This is a genomic window from Mycobacterium europaeum, from assembly GCF_034555895.2.
In the GTDB taxonomy this organism is placed as follows: Bacteria; Actinomycetota; Actinomycetes; order Mycobacteriales; family Mycobacteriaceae; genus Mycobacterium; species Mycobacterium europaeum.
Map to the genome: position 1 here is coordinate 1,445,905 of NZ_CP157315.1, position 15,344 is coordinate 1,461,248.

Sequence of the window (15,344 nt, forward strand, 5' to 3'; positions counted from 1 at the left end):
CCACGGTGGTCGCGGCGGATCACGCCCCGAGCTACGCTCGCAAACTGGGCATCCAACGAGACCAAGTTGTCCAGGAATGGGGCTGGGACGAGGACACCGACGACGAAATCCGCGTTGACGTCGAGGAGGCGTGCGGCGGTGAGTTGCTCGATGAGGACACCGACGAGGTGGTCGACGTGGTGCTGCTGTGGTGGCGCGACGGCGACGGCGACCTGGTGGACACCCTGATGGACGCGATCGGCCCGCTCGCCGAGGACGGCGTGATCTGGGTGTTGACGCCCAAGACCGGCAAGCCCGGCCACGTGTTGCCGGCCGAGATCGCCGAGGCCGCGCCCACCGCAGGCCTGATGCCGACCTCCTCGGTGAACCTGGGCGACTGGAGCGCCAGCCGGCTGGTCCAGCCGAAATCCCGAACAGGGAAGCGTTGATGCTGCCCGTCGGCGCCACCGCCCCGGACTTCACACTGCGCGACCAGAACCAACAGCGGGTCACCCTGAGCGCCTATCGCGGCGCCAAGAACGTCCTGCTGGTGTTCTTCCCGCTCGCCTTCACCGGCATCTGCCAGGGCGAGCTGGATCAGCTGCGCGATCACCTGCCCGACTTCGAGAACGACGACAGCGCGGCGCTGGCCATCTCCGTGGGCCCGCCGCCCACCCACCGGATCTGGTCGCTGGAGAGCGGGTTCACCTTCCCGGTGCTGTCGGACTTCTGGCCGCACGGCGAGGTCAGCCAGGCCTACGGCGTGTTCAACGACGAGGCCGGCTACCCCAACCGCGGCACGTTCGTCATCGACCGCTCCGGGATCATCCGGTTTGCGGAGTGCAAACAGCCCGGCGAATCCCGCAACCAGCGGCTGTGGACCGACGCGCTGGCGGCTTTGCGGGAGTGAAAGTTTTGAGTAGCGGCCCTTCGGGCGTGTAGCCTCCCCGGGGCACGGGCGCGTAGCTCAGTGGTAGAGCTCTGGTTTTACACACCAGCGGTCGGCGGTTCGATACCGTCCGCGCCCACTCAATCTGGGTTCGGGACTCGCGGGCGTAACCCCATGGCGACTTTCGGCCCCGATTTTCGCCATGGCGTTACGCTCGCGGCGTGAATGGTGAATCCGTGGAACCGTTTCGCATCGACGTCCCCGAGGACGTCCTGGACGACCTGCGGTCGCGGCTGGCGCGCACCCGCTGGCCGGACGCCGAATGCGTCGACGACTGGAGCCAGGGGATGCCGCTGGCCTACACCCGCGAGCTGGCCGGCTATTGGGCCGACGACTACGACTGGCGCTCACGCGAGGCCGCGCTCAACCGCTTCGACCAGTTCATCACCGAGATCGACGGGCTGGACCTCCATTTCATCCACCAGCGGTCACCGCACGACGGCGCGTTCCCGCTGCTGATCACCCACGGCTGGCCCGGCTCGGTCGTGGAGTTCCACAAGGTGATCGAGCCGCTGACCAACCCGGCGTCCGGGCGCGCCGAGGATGCCTTCCACGTGGTGTGCCCGTCGCTGCCGGGATACGGGTTTTCCGGCAAACCGACCCGCACCGGCTGGGGCGTGGAAAAGATCGCCGAGGCCTGGGAGACGCTGATGCTGCGCCTTGGCTACGACCGCTACGGCGCGCAGGGCGGCGACTGGGGCGCCGCCGTGACGACGCAGATCGGCCGGAACCGGGGCCACTGCGCGGCGATCCACCTCAACATGCCGATCGGGCGGCCCACCCCGGAGTCCCTGAAGAACCCGACGGAAGAAGAGCAGCGGGCGCTGGCCGCGCTGGCCGAGCACCGCAAGTGGGGCACCGGCTATTCCAAGCAGCAGTCCACCCGGCCGCAGACGCTGGGCTACGGGCTGGCCGATTCGCCGGTGGGGCAGCTGGCGTGGATCGTCGAGAAGTTCTGGGCGTGGGCCGATTGCGACGGTCACCCGGAGAACGTGTTCACCCGCGACGAGCTCCTCGACAACGTCATGGTCTATTGGGTGACCGACACCGGCGCGTCCTCGGCCCGGTTGTACTGGCAGAGCTTCCGGGTCTGGGGGCAGCTGGATCGGGTCGAATTGCCCACCGGCGTCGCGGCTTTCCCTAAAGAGATCCTGGGCGCCCCGCGGTCGTGGTGCGAGCCGGCCTACAACATCACCCATTGGACGACCATGGAGCGCGGCGGCCACTTCGCCGCATTCGAGCAACCCGAGCTGTTCGTCGACGACGTCCGCGCGTTCTTCGCGACGGTGCGGCCCTAGACGATCCGCCGGCCGCGGCGCGCACGAAACCGCATGTCCCACAGGTAAAGCCGGTAACCGAACACCCACGCGTCGTGCAGGATGAACATGTCGGCCAGCCGCAGCGCCGACAGCAGCCACTCGAACCGGCGTTGTTGGCGCCGCGACCAGTCCAGCCGCATCATCGCGCGAAACTCCGGGGCCAGGAACCCCGTCGTCGCGAACAGGTTGAACGGGCCGGCCAGCACGCGCAACGGCCACGGCAAAAACGCCAGCGACGCCACGCCGCGCAGGTGCTCGCGCACCGGCGGATCGATGCGCAGCTCGTCGAGCGAGCGCTTCCAGTACTCGTCGAACGCCGCCCGGTTCGGTGGCCACATGCGCTCGGGCACCTGCAGCGTGGTGGCCAGCCGGCTGGCGTCGAGATAGACCGCGTCGGCGGACGCGTCGTCGAGGGGGCCGTGGAGGAACTCGTGTTGGTCGACGAAATAGCGGTACAGGCACGCCGCCACCCAGAGCTGCAGCTTGGGGTCGAACGCGTTGTAGGGCACGGGGCTTGACGGCGTGGAACGAACCTGGCGGTGCACCGCGTCGACCGCGCCGCGGATCAACGCGCGGTCGGACTCGGTCCCGATGGTGGCGACCGCCAGGTAGGTGCCGGTGGTGCGGGCCCGCTTGAACGGATGCTTGTAGACGTTGCCGCTGTCCACCGGGCTCTCCAGCACGCCATAGCCGACGCCGGGCAGGGACAGCTGCATGATCACGTTCGCGGCGGGCAACAGCGTCGCCGCCGGGTTGAGCAGGTCGGCGACGCGGGTCGCGGGCCGCTTCATCGCGGGCTCCTCATGGGATCGAGTACACCACGTGTGAGACGCTGCCGAAGTGGTTGCGACGCGGACCCGGCTGGCCGGCGTGCTGGCCGGTTACCTGGCCGATGTCGCGCTGGGCGACCCGGCAAGGGGACATCCGGTCGCGGCGTTCGGTCGAGTCGCCGCCGGGTTGGAACAGTTGACCTACCGCGACAGCCGGGCCGCCGGCGTAATGCACGTCGGCGTCCTGGTCGGGGCCGTGGCCTTGCTCGGTGCCGCGCTGCAGCGCGCCGCCGACCGCGCCGGCCGGCCCGCCTCGATCGCGGCCACCGCCGCGGCCACCTGGGTCTCGGTGGGGGGAACCACGTTGGCGCGCACCGGTCGGGAAATGTCGGAACTGCTGGCACGCGGGGACATCGACGCGGCGCGCCTGCTGCTGCCGGCGCTGTGCGGGCGCGACCCGGCCTGGCTGGACGGCCCCGGCCTGACCCGGGCGTCGCTGGAATCGGTCGCGGAAAACACGTCGGACGCCGAGGTGGCGCCGCTGCTGTGCGCGGCCGTCGGCGGGGCGCCAGGGGTGCTGGCGTACCGCAGCATCAACACGTTGGACTCGATGATCGGCTATCGATCGGCGCGTTACGCCCGGTTCGGTTGGGCCGCAGCGAAATTGGATGACGCGGCCAACTATGTGGCCGCGCGGGTGACGGCCGCGCTGGTGGTGGCGTTCGCACCCTTCGTCAGCGGGTCGCCCTCGGGTGCGGTGCGGGCCTGGCGGCGCGACGCCGCGCGTCACCCCAGCCCCAACGCCGGTGTCGTCGAGGCGGCCTTCGCCGGGGCGCTCGGGGTGCGCCTCGGCGGGCCCACCCAATACCGCCACGAACTGCAGATCCGGCCCACGCTGGGCGACGGCCACGACCCGACGGTGGCCGACCTGCGCCGGGCGGTGGCGCTGTCGCGCATGGTGCAGGCCGGCGCGGCGCTGCTGGCGGGGCTGTTGAGCGACTACCGGCGGCGGCCGTAGCGGTCGGCGAGTTTGGCCTCCACGGTCGTCGGCGCCGGTGGGGCCTCCGGGGCCGCTGCGGCCTCTTTGGTCGTCGCCGCTCGCTGCTCCCTTTCGCGGCGGCGGGCGCGGATCTCTGAGTACGCGAAATACCCCAACCCGAGCGGGGCGACGATGCCGAAGGAAATCCACTGGATGCCATAGGACAGGAACGGCCCGGCGTCCAGGTGCGGCACGCCGATGACACCGAGCCCGCCGGGCTGGTCCTCGGTCAACTGCAGATACGACCCGGCGAGCGGGACCTTGGTGAGCGCCGACACCTGCCCGGTGTTGATCGAATACACCTGCAGCGCGCCCTCTTCGGCGAGGGGGGCCCTGCCCGTGACGACCGCCTCGGAATCGCGCAGCCGCGCGGTGACGGTGACGGTGTCCCCGGGCGGGCGGGGGATCGGCGGGACGTGGGATCCCTGCTCGGGCCGGACGTACCCCCGGTCGACCAGGACGGTGGGCCCGCCGTCGACGACGAAGGGCGCCAGCACCTCATACGCCGGCTTGCCCTCGATCACCCGCAACCGGGCCAGCACCTGGACATCCGGCAGGTAGTGCCCGGTGGCCGTGACGCGGCGCCACTGCGCGTTCGGAGCCGACGAATCCTGCTGCGGCAACAGCGTTTTCAGGGGAACGGGCTCGGTGTTGAGGGAGTATTCGATCTGGCGGTTCTCCCGCGACGTCCGGTTGTGCTTGCCCAGCTGCCAGGGTGCCAGCACCGTGAAGCACAGGTACGTGAACGCGACGACCACCAGGATCAGCGCGATCCAGCCCGGCCGCAGCAGGAATGCCAGCCGACGCATGTCAACCGGACCCGTTGCCGGCGAGTCGATCGTCGACCCAGGCGTGCAGGCCGGGCAGCGAGGCGTCGATGACGGTGAAGACGTCCTCGAAGTCCTGCGCGTCCCCGTAGTAAGGGTCCTCGACATCGAGGGCGTGCGCGCCCGAACGCGGATCGAAGGACCGCAGCATGCGCACCCGCTCCCCGTCGACGCCCAGCTCGCGCAGCATCCGCAGGTGATTGCGGCCCAGGGCCACCACCAGGTCGGCCGCCAGATGGTTGGTGTCGACCTGGGTGGCGCGGTGCTCGGTGGGGTAGCCGTGGGCGCGCAGGACCTCGCTCGCCCGCTCGTCGGCGCATTCCCCGACGTGCCAGTTGCCGGTGCCCGCGCTGGTCACGCGGACGGCGTCGGCCAGGCCGCGGCGGCGCAGCTGGTCGGCGAACATCTTCTCGGCCATCACCGACCGGCAGATGTTGCCCGTGCAGACGAACGTGACGTGCAGCGGCTCAGACACCGAGCACCGCCCGCAGCTCGTCGACGGTTGCGGCGTGCGTCACCACCGTGGGCCCGGCGGCCGTCGCACCGTCGGGGAAATCGTCGCGCCCGTAACCCCAGCCCACCACCACGGTGTCGATGCCGTGGGCCGCCGCGCCGTGCACGTCGTGGCTGCGGTCGCCGACCATGAGCACCCGCTCGGGCAGCGGCCGCAGCTGGTCGAGCGCGTGCTCGAGCACCTCGACCTTGGTCTTGCGGGAGCCGTCCGGGCTCGCCCCGGCGATCACCTCGAAATGCTGGTCGAGCCCGAAATGGGCGAGGATCCGCCGGGCCGTCGGCTCCAGCTTCGAGGTGGCCACCGCCAGCCGGACACCGGCGGCCTTCAGGTCGGCCAGCAGCGGCTCGATGCCCTCGAACAGGGTGTTCATCGCCCAGCCCCGGCTGCCGTATTCGGCGCGGAAGGCGGCGATCGCCGGCTCGGCGTCCTCGCCCAGCATGGAGCGGAAGGTGTCGTCCATCGGCGGCCCCACGATCCGTCCCACCAGGTCGCCGTCGGGCACCGCGACGCCGACGTGGTCGAGGGCGTGCAGGAAGCTGGCCACGATGCCCTCCGCGGAGTCGGTGAGCGTGCCGTCGAGGTCGAAGATCACCAGCTGGGCCGTCAAGGTCGTGCCTGTCACCTCACCATTGTCCTCGATGGGCCGGGGTGGGTGCGACGGTGTCGCTGCCACGCGCGAAAGCGGCCCACTAGTGTTTCTCGGATGGCGAGTCTGAACCTGACCCCGCCTGCGGTGCGCTACCACGGTGATCAGGCCGTCGCACCCGGGATGCTGGATTTCGCCGTCAACGTCCGTCACGCCCAACCGACCGAGTGGCTGATGCGGCGGCTGGCCGCCCGGTTGACCGATCTGGCGCGCTACCCCGGCGCCCAGGACGTGCAGGCGGCGCAGGACGCGGTCGCCGAGCGGCACGCCCGCGCCCGCGACGAGGTGCTCCCGCTGGCCGGCGCGGCGGAGGGGTTCGCATTGTTGCCCAACCTGCGTCCGGCGCGGGCGGCGATCGTCGCGCCCTCGTTCACCGAGCCGGCGGACGCGCTGAGCGCCGCCGGGGTGCGCGTGCACCACGTCGTGCTCGAGCCGCCCTTCGCCCTGGACGGTGTGACCGTCCCCGAGGACGCCGACCTCGTGGTGGTGGGCAACCCGACCAACCCGACGTCGGTGCTGCACAGCCGCGAGCAGCTCCTCGCGTTGCGCCGGCCGGGGCGGATCCTGGTGATCGACGAGGCGTTCGCGGATTCCATTCCGGGCGAACCCGAGTCGCTCGCCGATGTGTCGCTGCCCGACGTGCTGGTGCTGCGCAGCCTGACCAAGACGTGGGCGCTGGCCGGGCTGCGGGTGGGCTACGCTCTGGGCTCGCCGGAGGTGTTGGCCCGCTTGACTGCTCAGCGCGCCCACTGGCCGGTGGGGACGCTGCAGCTGACGGCCATCGCGGCATGTTGCGGCCGGCAGGCCGTCACCGAAGCGGCGGCCGGTGCGGTGCGGTTGGCCGAGCTGCGCGCCGAGATGGTGGCCGGGCTGACCTCGGTGGGAGCCGAGGTGGTCGACGGCCGGGCCCCGTTCGTGTTGTTCCGCATGCCGGACGCAGCGCTGATTCGAAAGAGACTGCAAGACAAGGGGATTGCTATCCGTCGCTGTGATACGTTCGTCGGCCTGGACGAGCGCTACCTGCGGGCCGCGGTGCGCCGCGAGTGGCCGCTGCTGGTTGAGGCGATTGCGGAGGTGCGCCGGTGAGCGTGCGGCTGGCCGACGTCATCGGGGTGCTGGACGAGGCCTACCCACCTCGGCTGGCCGAATCGTGGGACTCGGTGGGCCTGGTGTGCGGCGACCCCGACGACGCGCTGGAGTCGGTGACCGTTGCGGTGGACGCGACGCCGGCGGTCGTCGCCGAGGTTCCCGAGGGCGGCCTGTTGCTGGCCCATCACCCGCTGTTGCTGCGGGGGGTCGACACGGTGGCGGCCAGCACCCCCAAGGGCGCGCTGGTGCACCGCCTGATCCGCACGGGTCGTTCGCTGTTCACCGCGCACACCAACGCCGACTCGGCCTCACCGGGCGTGTCCGACGCGCTGGCGCAGGCCCTCGGCCTGACCGTGGAAGCGGCCCTGGAGCCGCGAACGGCGGCCCCCGACCTCGACAAGTGGGTGATCTACGTGCCGCGCGAGAACGCGGACGCGGTGCGGGCGGCCGTGTTCGAGGCCGGCGCCGGGCACATCGGCGACTATTCGCACTGCAGCTGGACCGTCACCGGCATCGGGCAGTTCCTGCCGCACGAAGGCGCCTCACCCGCGGTGGGCAGCGTCGGAACCGTCGAGACGGTGGCCGAGGACCGGTTCGAGGTCATCGCGCCCGCGCGGATCCGGGCGGCCGTGCTGGCGGCGATGCGCGCCGCCCACCCCTACGAGGAGCCGGCATTCGACATCTTCGCGTTGCTGCCCACGCCCGGCGACACCGGCCTGGGCCGCATCGGCACCCTGCCCCGCCCCGAACCGCTGCGCGACTTCGTGTCCCGCGTCGGCGCCGCCCTGCCCCCGACGGCGTGGGGCGTCCGCGCGGCGGGCGACCCCGACATGCCGGTCTCCCGGGTCGCCGTCTGCGGCGGCGCGGGGGATTCGCTGCTGGCGACCGCGGACCGCGCCGGTGTGCACGCCTACGTCACGGCCGACCTGCGGCACCATCCGGCCGACGAGCATCGGCGGGCCTCCGGGGTGGCGCTGGTCGACGTGGCGCACTGGGCCAGCGAATTTCCCTGGTGCGACCAGGCCGCCGACCTGCTGCGGTCCCGTTTCGGTGCGGCCCTGTCGGTGCGGGTGTGCACCATCCGCACCGACCCCTGGAACATGGGGCATACGGCGGAGCCCGCCGACGAGACCGGGAGTGAACAGTGATGAAGGCCGAAATCGCGCAGCAGCGTTCGCTGCTCGAGCTGTCGAAGCTGGACGCCGAGCTGGCCCGCATCTCGCACCGGGCCAGCCACCTGGCGGAGCAACAGGCCTGCGAACGGCTGCAGGGCGAGCTCGACGCCGCCGGTGACCGGGTGGGCGCCATTCGAATCGCGTTGGAGGACATCGACGTCCAGGTGTCGCGGCTGGAATCCGAGATCGAGGCGGTCCGGCAGCGCGAAGACCGCGACCGGTCCTTGCTGCAGTCCGGTGCCACCGACGCCAAGCAGCTGTCGGATCTGCAGCACGAGCTGGAGACCCTGACCCGGCGCCAGGCCAGCCTGGAGGATTCGCTGTTGGAGGTGATGGAACGCCGCGAAGAGCTGCAGGCCCAGCTCGATGCGGCGCACGGCACCGTCGAGGCGCTGGAGGCCGAATTGGCGGACGCCCGGCAGGCTCTCGACGCCGCGGTCGCCGAGATCAGCGAGGCCCGTCAGGCGCATTCCGCGCGACGCGACGCCCTGACCGCGGCGCTGGACCCCGCCCTGTCCGCGCTCTACGAACGGCAGCGCGCCGGGGGAGGGCCGGGCGCCGGGCCGCTGCTGGGGCGCCGCTGCGGTGCGTGCCGGCTCGAGATCGACCGCGGCGAGATGTCCCGCATCTCCGCCGCCGCCGAGGACGACGTGGTGCGCTGCCCGGAGTGTGGCGCGATCCTGTTGCGGGTCAAGGGGCTCGACCAGTGAAAGTGGTGATCGAGGCCGACGGCGGGTCGCGCGGCAACCCCGGCCCGGCCGGCTACGGCGCCGTGGTCTGGACCGCGGACCGCTCGACCGTGCTGGCGGAGACCAAGCAGGCCATCGGCCGGGCCACCAACAACGTGGCCGAATACCGCGGCCTGCTGGCCGGTTTGGGCGACGCCCTCGAGCTCGGCGCCACCGAGGCCGCGGTCTTCCTGGACTCCAAGCTGTTGGTCGAGCAGATGTCGGGCCGGTGGAAGGTCAAGCACCCCGACCTCATCGAACTGCACGGGCAGGCCCGCAAGCTGGCGGCGCGGTTCGACCGGATCGCCTACACGTGGATTCCGCGGGACCGCAACTCCTACGCCGATCGGCTGGCCAACGAGGCGATGGACGCCGCCGCCGGCGACCCGGTGCAGGAACCCCGGCAGCCCGCGGCCGAGCCCGCGAAAACCGCTGCGCCGCAATCGCCGCAGGCTCCCGGCTGGACCGGTGCGCGCGGCACCCCGACCCGGCTGCTGTTGCTGCGACACGGCCAGACCGAGCTGTCGGCGCAGCGCCGCTATTCGGGCCGCGGCAACCCGGCCCTCACCGAGGTGGGTCGCCGGCAGGCCGACGCCGCGGCGCGTTACCTGGCGCAGCGCGGGGGGATCTCCGCGGTGTTCGCCTCGCCGCTGCAGCGGGCCTACGACACCGCGGCCAGGGCCGCCAAAGCGCTCGGCCAGGACGTGACCGTCGACGACGATTTGATCGAGACCGACTTCGGCGCCTGGGAGGGACTGACCTTTGGCGAGGCCGCCGAGCGCGACCCGGAACTGCACGGCCGCTGGCTGCGCGACACCGGCACCACGCCACCGGGCGGGGAAAGCTTCGACGACGTGCTCGAGCGGGTCGTCCGGGCGCGCGAACGCATCATCGCCACGCACCCGGGCACGACGGTGCTGGTGGTCTCGCACGTGACGCCGATCAAGATGCTGCTGCGGCTGGCGCTGGAGGCCGGGCCGGGCATCCTGTACCGGCTGCACCTCGACCTGGCGTCGCTGAGCATCGCCGAGTTCTATCCCGACGGTGCGTCCTCCGTGCGGCTGGTGAACCAGACCGGATACCTTTAACCACCAGGTATGAGGAGACGTCGATGCAGCCGTCCGAGCCGACCCGTGTAGCCGTTCCCGCGGATGTCCGGGCGCGGGTGATGCCGGCGGTGCTCGACGAGCTGACCCGTTGGGGCGTCGAGCGGTTCAGCATCGAGGCCCTGGCCGAGCGCCATCACCTCGATGCGGCGATGGTCTACCGGTACTGGGGAGATCGACGTCAGCTCATCGTCGATGCGGTGCTCTCCGATGTCGAGACGGTGAGTTCCGGGATCGATACCGGCTCCTTGCGCGGGGATCTGCGGGCCTTCGTCGGCAAGGTGACCGGTCGGATCAACAGCGAGGTCGGCCGCACACTGATGCGCGCGCTGGTGATGGACCGGCGCGGTGGGCACGACGAAGCCACCCGGTTGAGGTTCTTCAGGGCGCATTTCGCGGCGATGCGCGGGGTGGTGGACCGGGCCAGGGAGCGGGGCGAACTGCGCGACGCCGTCAACACCCTGGCGGCGGTCCAGATCGTGTTGTCACCGCTCTACATTCGGGTCCTGTACTCCGACGTTCCCGTCGACGACGAGTATTGTGCGGCCATCGTCGACATGGCGTGGCACGCGCTCGCGCGGAAATAGCCCGCCCCGAGCCGGGTGGACGGACTCCCCGCCCGGGTCGTTGCCGCTACCGCGATTCCGTCTCCGTAGCCGGCATCTTGTCCCTCACCGGCCGCATCGCTTCTTCGAGCGAATCGGCAAAACCGGCCAGCGATTCCATGAACCGCTGCTGCTGCGCTTCGACGGCGGCCGCGGCGAGGGCCTGCGCCTCGCGCACTGCTTCGTTGACACGCTGAGCCACGGTTTCGGCGCCCAGTCGCAGCAAGCCATCTTCGATATGCAGGCCGGTCAGCCACTGGCGTCCATCGACGGTGACCCGTACGGTGTTGGCCTCGTCGGTGCCCCTGAAGGTTTGCGCCCTGAGGTTGTGCGCCTCTTCGTCCACCATCGACTGGATCTGTTGTGTCTGGCGCATGACTTCGGCCACTTGCGGGTGCGTCTCGGTGCTCACTGGGCGTCCTCGCTGCCTGGGTTACTCGGGCGGTCAGGCCTCATCGCTGAGGTACCGGGTGGCGAACACTTCCGCCTGTGCGGCCGCGGCCTGTTGCGGCGACGGCAATTCCGTCACGCCGCCGCGCAGCGCCTCGGCGATGAATCCTTCGTCGTCGATTCCCAGCTCGTGAAAGCAATCGAGCACGAAGCTCTGCTGAATGGCGAGCGCCCGTTGTCGAGCCAGGTCCGCGATGGCAAGGATTTCGTCTGCCAGCCCAGACTCGGACATGTTGGTCACCGCCGGTGACAACTCGATCCGCAGCACCTTGCCGTCCATGGTCGCCGTCACCGAAACCGTCTCGGGGGGGTTGACCACCGTGGCCGTCGGGCCGGCTTCCACGTCGTCCGCGGCGGGGGCCGACTCGGCGACGCCGGCGTCGGTGGGCAGCACATCGATGAGGTCCGGCGCGGATCCGGTGCCGGCGGGCGGGGCAGGTTCGGAGGTGACCAGTGCGTCAATGGCCGACCGGCCCGTCGCGCCCTGACCGGCCTGGTCGCCGAAATCCAGGAATGCGCCGCTGTCTTGGCCGTACCCATCGCCGAAAGCCGAGCCGGCACCGTTGTCGGGACCGGCCTGGTCACCGAAGTCCAGAAATGCGAAACCCTGGTCGTTGTCGCCGGGCCGGTTCGGTGTGGTGCCCAATGTCGTACCTCTCTGGCGCTTCAACGGTCAGGTGGGAGTTCGCCGACGGCCGGCCATGTCATTCGTAAAGCATCTGCCGGTCCAGGTTTGCGCCCGACTGCTTGTCGACGCCGGTGTACGCATCCGCCCCGGCGCGCAGTTTTTCGGATGCGTCGTTGCACACCGCAATCATGTTGTTGCAAGCGGATTCGCGTTCCTGCTCCGCCGCCTGCATGGCCAGGACGGAGTTGAAGGAGATGAAACCGTGGTCGTACCAAAGCTTTCCGGCTCGTCCGGCGACCGCGGTGATCGCTTCGTCAAGCCGGCCCGCCGCCTCCTCCTGCTCGGCCGCCAACTGTCCCAGGTACTCGGGCGTGACTTGTAGCTTGGCCATCGATTTCACTCCTCACCGCTCGCTGAGCCGTTGCGGGCCGCCGGCCGCGCCGGTCACCTTGTCGATGGGCGCCCGCTCTCCCTCTGCGGCCCCGCTCGCCGCACCGTCGAAGTCCGTCGCGGCCACGTTCTCCCCGTTGGCAGCCAACGCCCCGTCGGCGTCCGCCGCGGGGGCCGGGCGCGGCCTTGGCGAGGCTTTTGCGTCCGGCGCCCCGCCGGCCACTCGACTCGCCGCGGGCATGTTGTAGGCCGGTGCGACGCCCGCCGGCGCCAAGGCGCGTTCGGTTGGCCCTGTCGCCGGATACCCTCCGGACTCCGCGGTTTCGCCGGTGCCCGGTGCACCGGCGGATGGGGCGGCATGCCGCCCTCCGGGCGCCGGGGCGGGTGCCGCGCCGTCACCGCTGACTTCGTCGAACGGGCTCACCGTCGATCGCGGCGCGGGCGCGGCGGTCGACGGCGCGAAGGCGGAACCCGAGACGACCGCACTGTCGGCCACCTCTCGGTATCGAGCGCTGATGCCGTCAATCTTCCGCTTATTCTGCAGCGATTCGTCCATCGACGCCGCGGTGATGAAGATGGCGACCGGCATGACTGCCGCGAAGGTCGCGAGCTGGAAGAGCAAGGATGCCTGCGGGCCCGAGACCCATCTCAGGGTGCTGGCTATCGGGATAGCCGCGGTGAAAACCGCCCGGCACGCGGTCAGGGTGACTTTCGCGTTCTTGAGCCAGTCGGCTTCGTCGGCCAGGATCGCCGCGATCTGCAGGTCGAGGTCGGACATCGCTGTCGCCCAATCCATTTGGGCGGCGTTGAGCGCGTTGTAGGCCTCGGCGGCATCGCCGGTCCACGAATCGCTCTCAGCGGTCGCGTCCTTGAGGCTTTCCCACGCCAACTGGAACTTGTCGGAGCCCATCTGATAGTACTGGCCCTTGTCCGTACCGCTGCCGTGCAACAGCGTCAGCGCCGTCATGATCTGTATCCCGCGCTCAAGGATCACGCACTCTTTGCCGAAGGCGTCTTTGAGCGATTCCCCGCCCTCACGTCGCGGGCCGAATTTGTCCCCGGGGATCTTGTATTTGCCGCCGGCATAGCCCAGCTGCCCGAGTGCCAAGACAGCGTTGAAGGTGGCATCCCACGGGTTGCCCGAGACACCGGCTTTGATCGACGCGGCCACACTGAAGCCGGGCTTCCAATAGTCTGAGACCTTCGGCATCGCTACCCACTTTCCGCGCCGTCGAGCCGGGACCGCTTGCCGGTTATTCGACTTGAGCTTAACAATGCTCGCGTACCGCCGCGTTCGCGAACGCCAAACTGCGCCAATCGTTTTGACCCCTCGACACTTCTACGCAACTGCGGTGTCGGCCGTTGTTCATCGACGGGTCACTCACGATGGCACCGCCGGTGACCGTTCGGAAAGTCTTTGGTGGGCCGCCCGTTCCGCGTTGCTCGGTGCCGGCGTTGGGTCATCGGTGGGTTTCCTCTGGCGCGTCGTTGCGCGGGCGGATGCCGATGACGGACGACGTCCATGGGCGCTCTTCGGTGTAGAGCTCCTCGTCGTCTTGCGTGCGTTTGGCCTTCTTGTCCTGGCCCTGGCCCTGACCGGCTCCCGCCCCCATGGGCGCCATGCCCATGCCGCCGCGGCCGCCCATCGCGCCGCCCGAACCCGGGGCCGCACCGCCCGGACCGGGGCCGCGGCCCGGACCGGTTTGCGCCGACCCGGCGTCCACCGGGGGTTGCAGCGGCGGCGACGGCACATCGCCGCCGCCCCCGAACGATGCCGGTTTCACCCCGCCCATCGACGGGCCGGCGGCCGCCAGCGGGGCGCCCGCCGACGCGGCGGGCGCGTCGGCGTAGGGGTCGGCGGTGGTGTCGGTCAGTCCGGAAACCATGTCGTTGATGCCGCTGACCCGGTCGGCGACGTTCGCCGAAGCCAGTTGCCCGCCCGTTGCCGCGTCGCTCCATACACCGCCACCGCCGTACGTCCCGCCGCCTCCGCCGACATTGCCGCGCAGATCGGAGAACCTGATGGCGGGGGGCGCGATAACCGTGGCGGCGGGCGGGGCCGACGGATAAATCGGAGCCAGCGGCGCACTGGCCAGCTGCCGGTACTGCGCCAGCACCTCTTCCGACTTGTTCTGCAGTTCCTGGTACCAGTCGACCTGTTGTGCCCGGCGGGCCAGGTCATTTCGTTTCGTGTACTCGATGATCCAGAATTCGGTGACGTAGATCTCGTAGCTCGAGGGGTGCTCGGTGATGGCCCATTTGTGTGCGGAGACCACCTGCCTGGCCTGCGCGGCGATCTGATTGCAGTCATCCGCCAGCCCGATCACGTAGCGTTTCTGCTTCTCGAAATTGTCCTCGGCCGCTTTCGCCGCCGGACCTTGCCAGTAAGCGAACGGGCGAAACCGCGGAAGGACGTCTTGCTGCAAGGTCAGCGCGTAGGTATCCCAGTCGTCCGCGAACTTGCCGAAGGAGGGGCCCTGATCGGGGGCTTCGATGTGCTGGGCCGCTTGTTTGACCGGGTAATAGCCGAGGTCCGAGGTTGGTGCCGGGGTGGCTGGCGGCGAGTAGGGCTGCACCGCGGCGGATTTGGCCGTCGCTTGTTCGCTGCCGCCGACGGGACCCCGGGTCACGGACGAACCCGAAGAGTCGCCCGTCATTGCCTCGGCGGCCGCCGCGTCGAGTTCCTCGTAGGCCTTGGCCGCGTTCCGCAGAGATTGCGCCAGAATCTGATATTGCCGTTCGCAGTATGCGACGCAATCACGCATCGCCGCGGAGGAGAGCGCGAGTTGCGTGGCGGAGTCGACGATGAATCCGATGTCGCACGGCGGCGCGGCGTCGCCGGCCGGCGGGGACGGCAACGGCGCCTCGAGTTCGGCGGCCCTGGCCAGCAGTTCGTCGTGCTGGACCTTCAGCGGCTCCGTCATGGGGGTGCTCTCCTCTGGGCGCTCGGGCCGTCATCGAGATCGACGGTGTGACGGACCCGGTCCGGCGGGCGCACGATTGCGCCGGCACCGAAACAAGGAGCGAGACGGATGCCACCCCCGGGGCATCCTTCCTCTGCCGGGACACACGGCGGGGCGCGGCGGCAGGCCGGGCCCAACCGAGGGTCATCCTAAGGCCGCGAGATCGC

General features: G+C 70.3%; 18 protein-coding genes and 1 tRNA gene. 10 read left to right on the forward strand and 9 right to left on the reverse strand.

Annotated elements, in window-relative coordinates; translation table 11 throughout:
- The first annotated feature begins 5 nt into the window (after positions 1–5).
- The 4 genes from U8D42_RS06815 (at position 6) to U8D42_RS06830 (ending at position 2,226) form a co-directional block, all read left to right on the forward strand.
- On the forward strand, positions 6–428 hold the full coding sequence (locus tag U8D42_RS06815) for a DUF3052 domain-containing protein (protein ID WP_085242279.1): 423 nt from the start codon (positions 6–8) through the stop codon (positions 426–428).
- On the forward strand, positions 428–889 hold the full coding sequence (locus tag U8D42_RS06820) for a peroxiredoxin (RefSeq protein WP_322861172.1): 462 nt from the start codon (positions 428–430) through the stop codon (positions 887–889). The genes U8D42_RS06815 and U8D42_RS06820 overlap by 1 nt, the downstream gene beginning before the upstream one ends.
- 46 nt (positions 890–935) lie before the next feature.
- Positions 936–1,007: transfer RNA gene (locus tag U8D42_RS06825), tRNA-Val, on the forward strand.
- A 97-nt stretch (positions 1,008–1,104) separates the two neighbouring features.
- Positions 1,105–2,226 (forward strand): epoxide hydrolase family protein, encoded by a 1,122-nt coding sequence (locus U8D42_RS06830; RefSeq protein ID WP_322861243.1) that lies wholly within the window; start codon positions 1,105–1,107, stop codon positions 2,224–2,226.
- Here U8D42_RS06830 and U8D42_RS06835 read toward each other — a convergent pair.
- Entirely contained in the window at positions 2,223–3,038 is an 816-nt protein-coding gene (locus tag U8D42_RS06835; protein WP_322861171.1) for an oxygenase MpaB family protein, read from the reverse strand. The two genes, U8D42_RS06830 and U8D42_RS06835, sit on opposite strands and share 4 nt — an antisense overlap.
- A gap of 49 nt (positions 3,039–3,087) precedes the next feature.
- Between U8D42_RS06835 and U8D42_RS06840 the strand changes: the two genes are divergently transcribed.
- Complete coding sequence (locus tag U8D42_RS06840; RefSeq protein WP_322861170.1) at positions 3,088–4,035, forward strand: cobalamin biosynthesis protein; 948 nt, start codon at positions 3,088–3,090, stop codon at positions 4,033–4,035.
- Here U8D42_RS06840 and U8D42_RS06845 read toward each other — a convergent pair.
- The 3 genes from U8D42_RS06845 to U8D42_RS06855 are packed head-to-tail and all read right to left on the reverse strand — an operon-like array spanning position 4,017 to position 6,019.
- On the reverse strand, positions 4,017–4,865 hold the full coding sequence (locus U8D42_RS06845; protein ID WP_322861169.1) for an SURF1 family cytochrome oxidase biogenesis protein: 849 nt from the start codon (positions 4,863–4,865) through the stop codon (positions 4,017–4,019). The genes U8D42_RS06840 and U8D42_RS06845 overlap by 19 nt on opposite strands.
- 1 nt (position 4,866) lies before the next feature.
- A complete protein-coding gene (locus U8D42_RS06850) occupies positions 4,867–5,358 on the reverse strand; it encodes a low molecular weight protein-tyrosine-phosphatase (RefSeq protein WP_322861168.1) in 492 nt (163 codons plus the stop codon).
- Positions 5,351–6,019: an HAD-IA family hydrolase gene (locus tag U8D42_RS06855; RefSeq protein WP_420845683.1), complete on the reverse strand. Its 669-nt coding sequence runs from the start codon at positions 6,017–6,019 to the stop codon at positions 5,351–5,353. The genes U8D42_RS06850 and U8D42_RS06855 overlap by 8 nt, the downstream gene beginning before the upstream one ends.
- Positions 6,020–6,100: 81 nt before the next feature.
- On the opposite strand from U8D42_RS06855, the gene cobC reads away from it, so the two are divergent.
- From cobC to U8D42_RS06880, 5 genes are read left to right on the forward strand one after another with little or no spacing between them, the layout of a single operon-like run.
- A complete protein-coding gene (gene cobC / locus U8D42_RS06860) occupies positions 6,101–7,129 on the forward strand; it encodes an Rv2231c family pyridoxal phosphate-dependent protein CobC (protein WP_322861167.1) in 1,029 nt (342 codons plus the stop codon).
- Positions 7,126–8,280: a Nif3-like dinuclear metal center hexameric protein gene (locus tag U8D42_RS06865; RefSeq protein WP_322861166.1), complete on the forward strand. Its 1,155-nt coding sequence runs from the start codon at positions 7,126–7,128 to the stop codon at positions 8,278–8,280. The genes cobC and U8D42_RS06865 overlap by 4 nt, the downstream gene beginning before the upstream one ends.
- Positions 8,280–9,017, forward strand: coding sequence for a zinc ribbon domain-containing protein (locus U8D42_RS06870; protein ID WP_322861165.1), 738 nt, complete (start codon positions 8,280–8,282; stop codon positions 9,015–9,017). Before U8D42_RS06865 ends, U8D42_RS06870 begins: the two co-directional genes overlap by 1 nt.
- Complete coding sequence (locus tag U8D42_RS06875; RefSeq protein ID WP_090422372.1) at positions 9,014–10,123, forward strand: bifunctional RNase H/acid phosphatase; 1,110 nt, start codon at positions 9,014–9,016, stop codon at positions 10,121–10,123. The genes U8D42_RS06870 and U8D42_RS06875 overlap by 4 nt, the downstream gene beginning before the upstream one ends.
- A 23-nt stretch (positions 10,124–10,146) precedes the next feature.
- Positions 10,147–10,728 (forward strand): TetR-like C-terminal domain-containing protein, encoded by a 582-nt coding sequence (locus U8D42_RS06880; protein WP_322861164.1) that lies wholly within the window; start codon positions 10,147–10,149, stop codon positions 10,726–10,728.
- Between the two features lie 46 nt (positions 10,729–10,774).
- Here the strand turns inward: U8D42_RS06880 and U8D42_RS06885 are convergent, their stop codons facing one another.
- The 5 genes from U8D42_RS06885 to U8D42_RS06905 form a co-directional block, all read right to left on the reverse strand.
- A complete protein-coding gene (locus tag U8D42_RS06885) occupies positions 10,775–11,158 on the reverse strand; it encodes a YbaB/EbfC family nucleoid-associated protein (RefSeq protein ID WP_322861163.1) in 384 nt (127 codons plus the stop codon).
- A 33-nt stretch (positions 11,159–11,191) separates the two neighbouring features.
- The gene (locus U8D42_RS06890) at positions 11,192–11,842 is read right to left on the reverse strand and encodes a secretion protein EspD (protein ID WP_322861162.1); all 651 of its coding nucleotides are present in this window, start codon (positions 11,840–11,842) and stop codon (positions 11,192–11,194) included.
- A gap of 58 nt (positions 11,843–11,900) precedes the next feature.
- A complete protein-coding gene (locus U8D42_RS06895) occupies positions 11,901–12,215 on the reverse strand; it encodes an ESX-1 secretion-associated protein (RefSeq protein WP_322861161.1) in 315 nt (104 codons plus the stop codon).
- Positions 12,216–12,227: 12 nt separating this feature from the next.
- Positions 12,228–13,424 (reverse strand): EspA/EspE family type VII secretion system effector, encoded by a 1,197-nt coding sequence (locus U8D42_RS06900; protein ID WP_322861160.1) that lies wholly within the window; start codon positions 13,422–13,424, stop codon positions 12,228–12,230.
- Positions 13,425–13,674: 250 nt separating this feature from the next.
- Positions 13,675–15,138 (reverse strand): PPE domain-containing protein, encoded by a 1,464-nt coding sequence (locus U8D42_RS06905; RefSeq protein ID WP_322861159.1) that lies wholly within the window; start codon positions 15,136–15,138, stop codon positions 13,675–13,677.
- Positions 15,139–15,344: the final 206 nt, after the last annotated feature.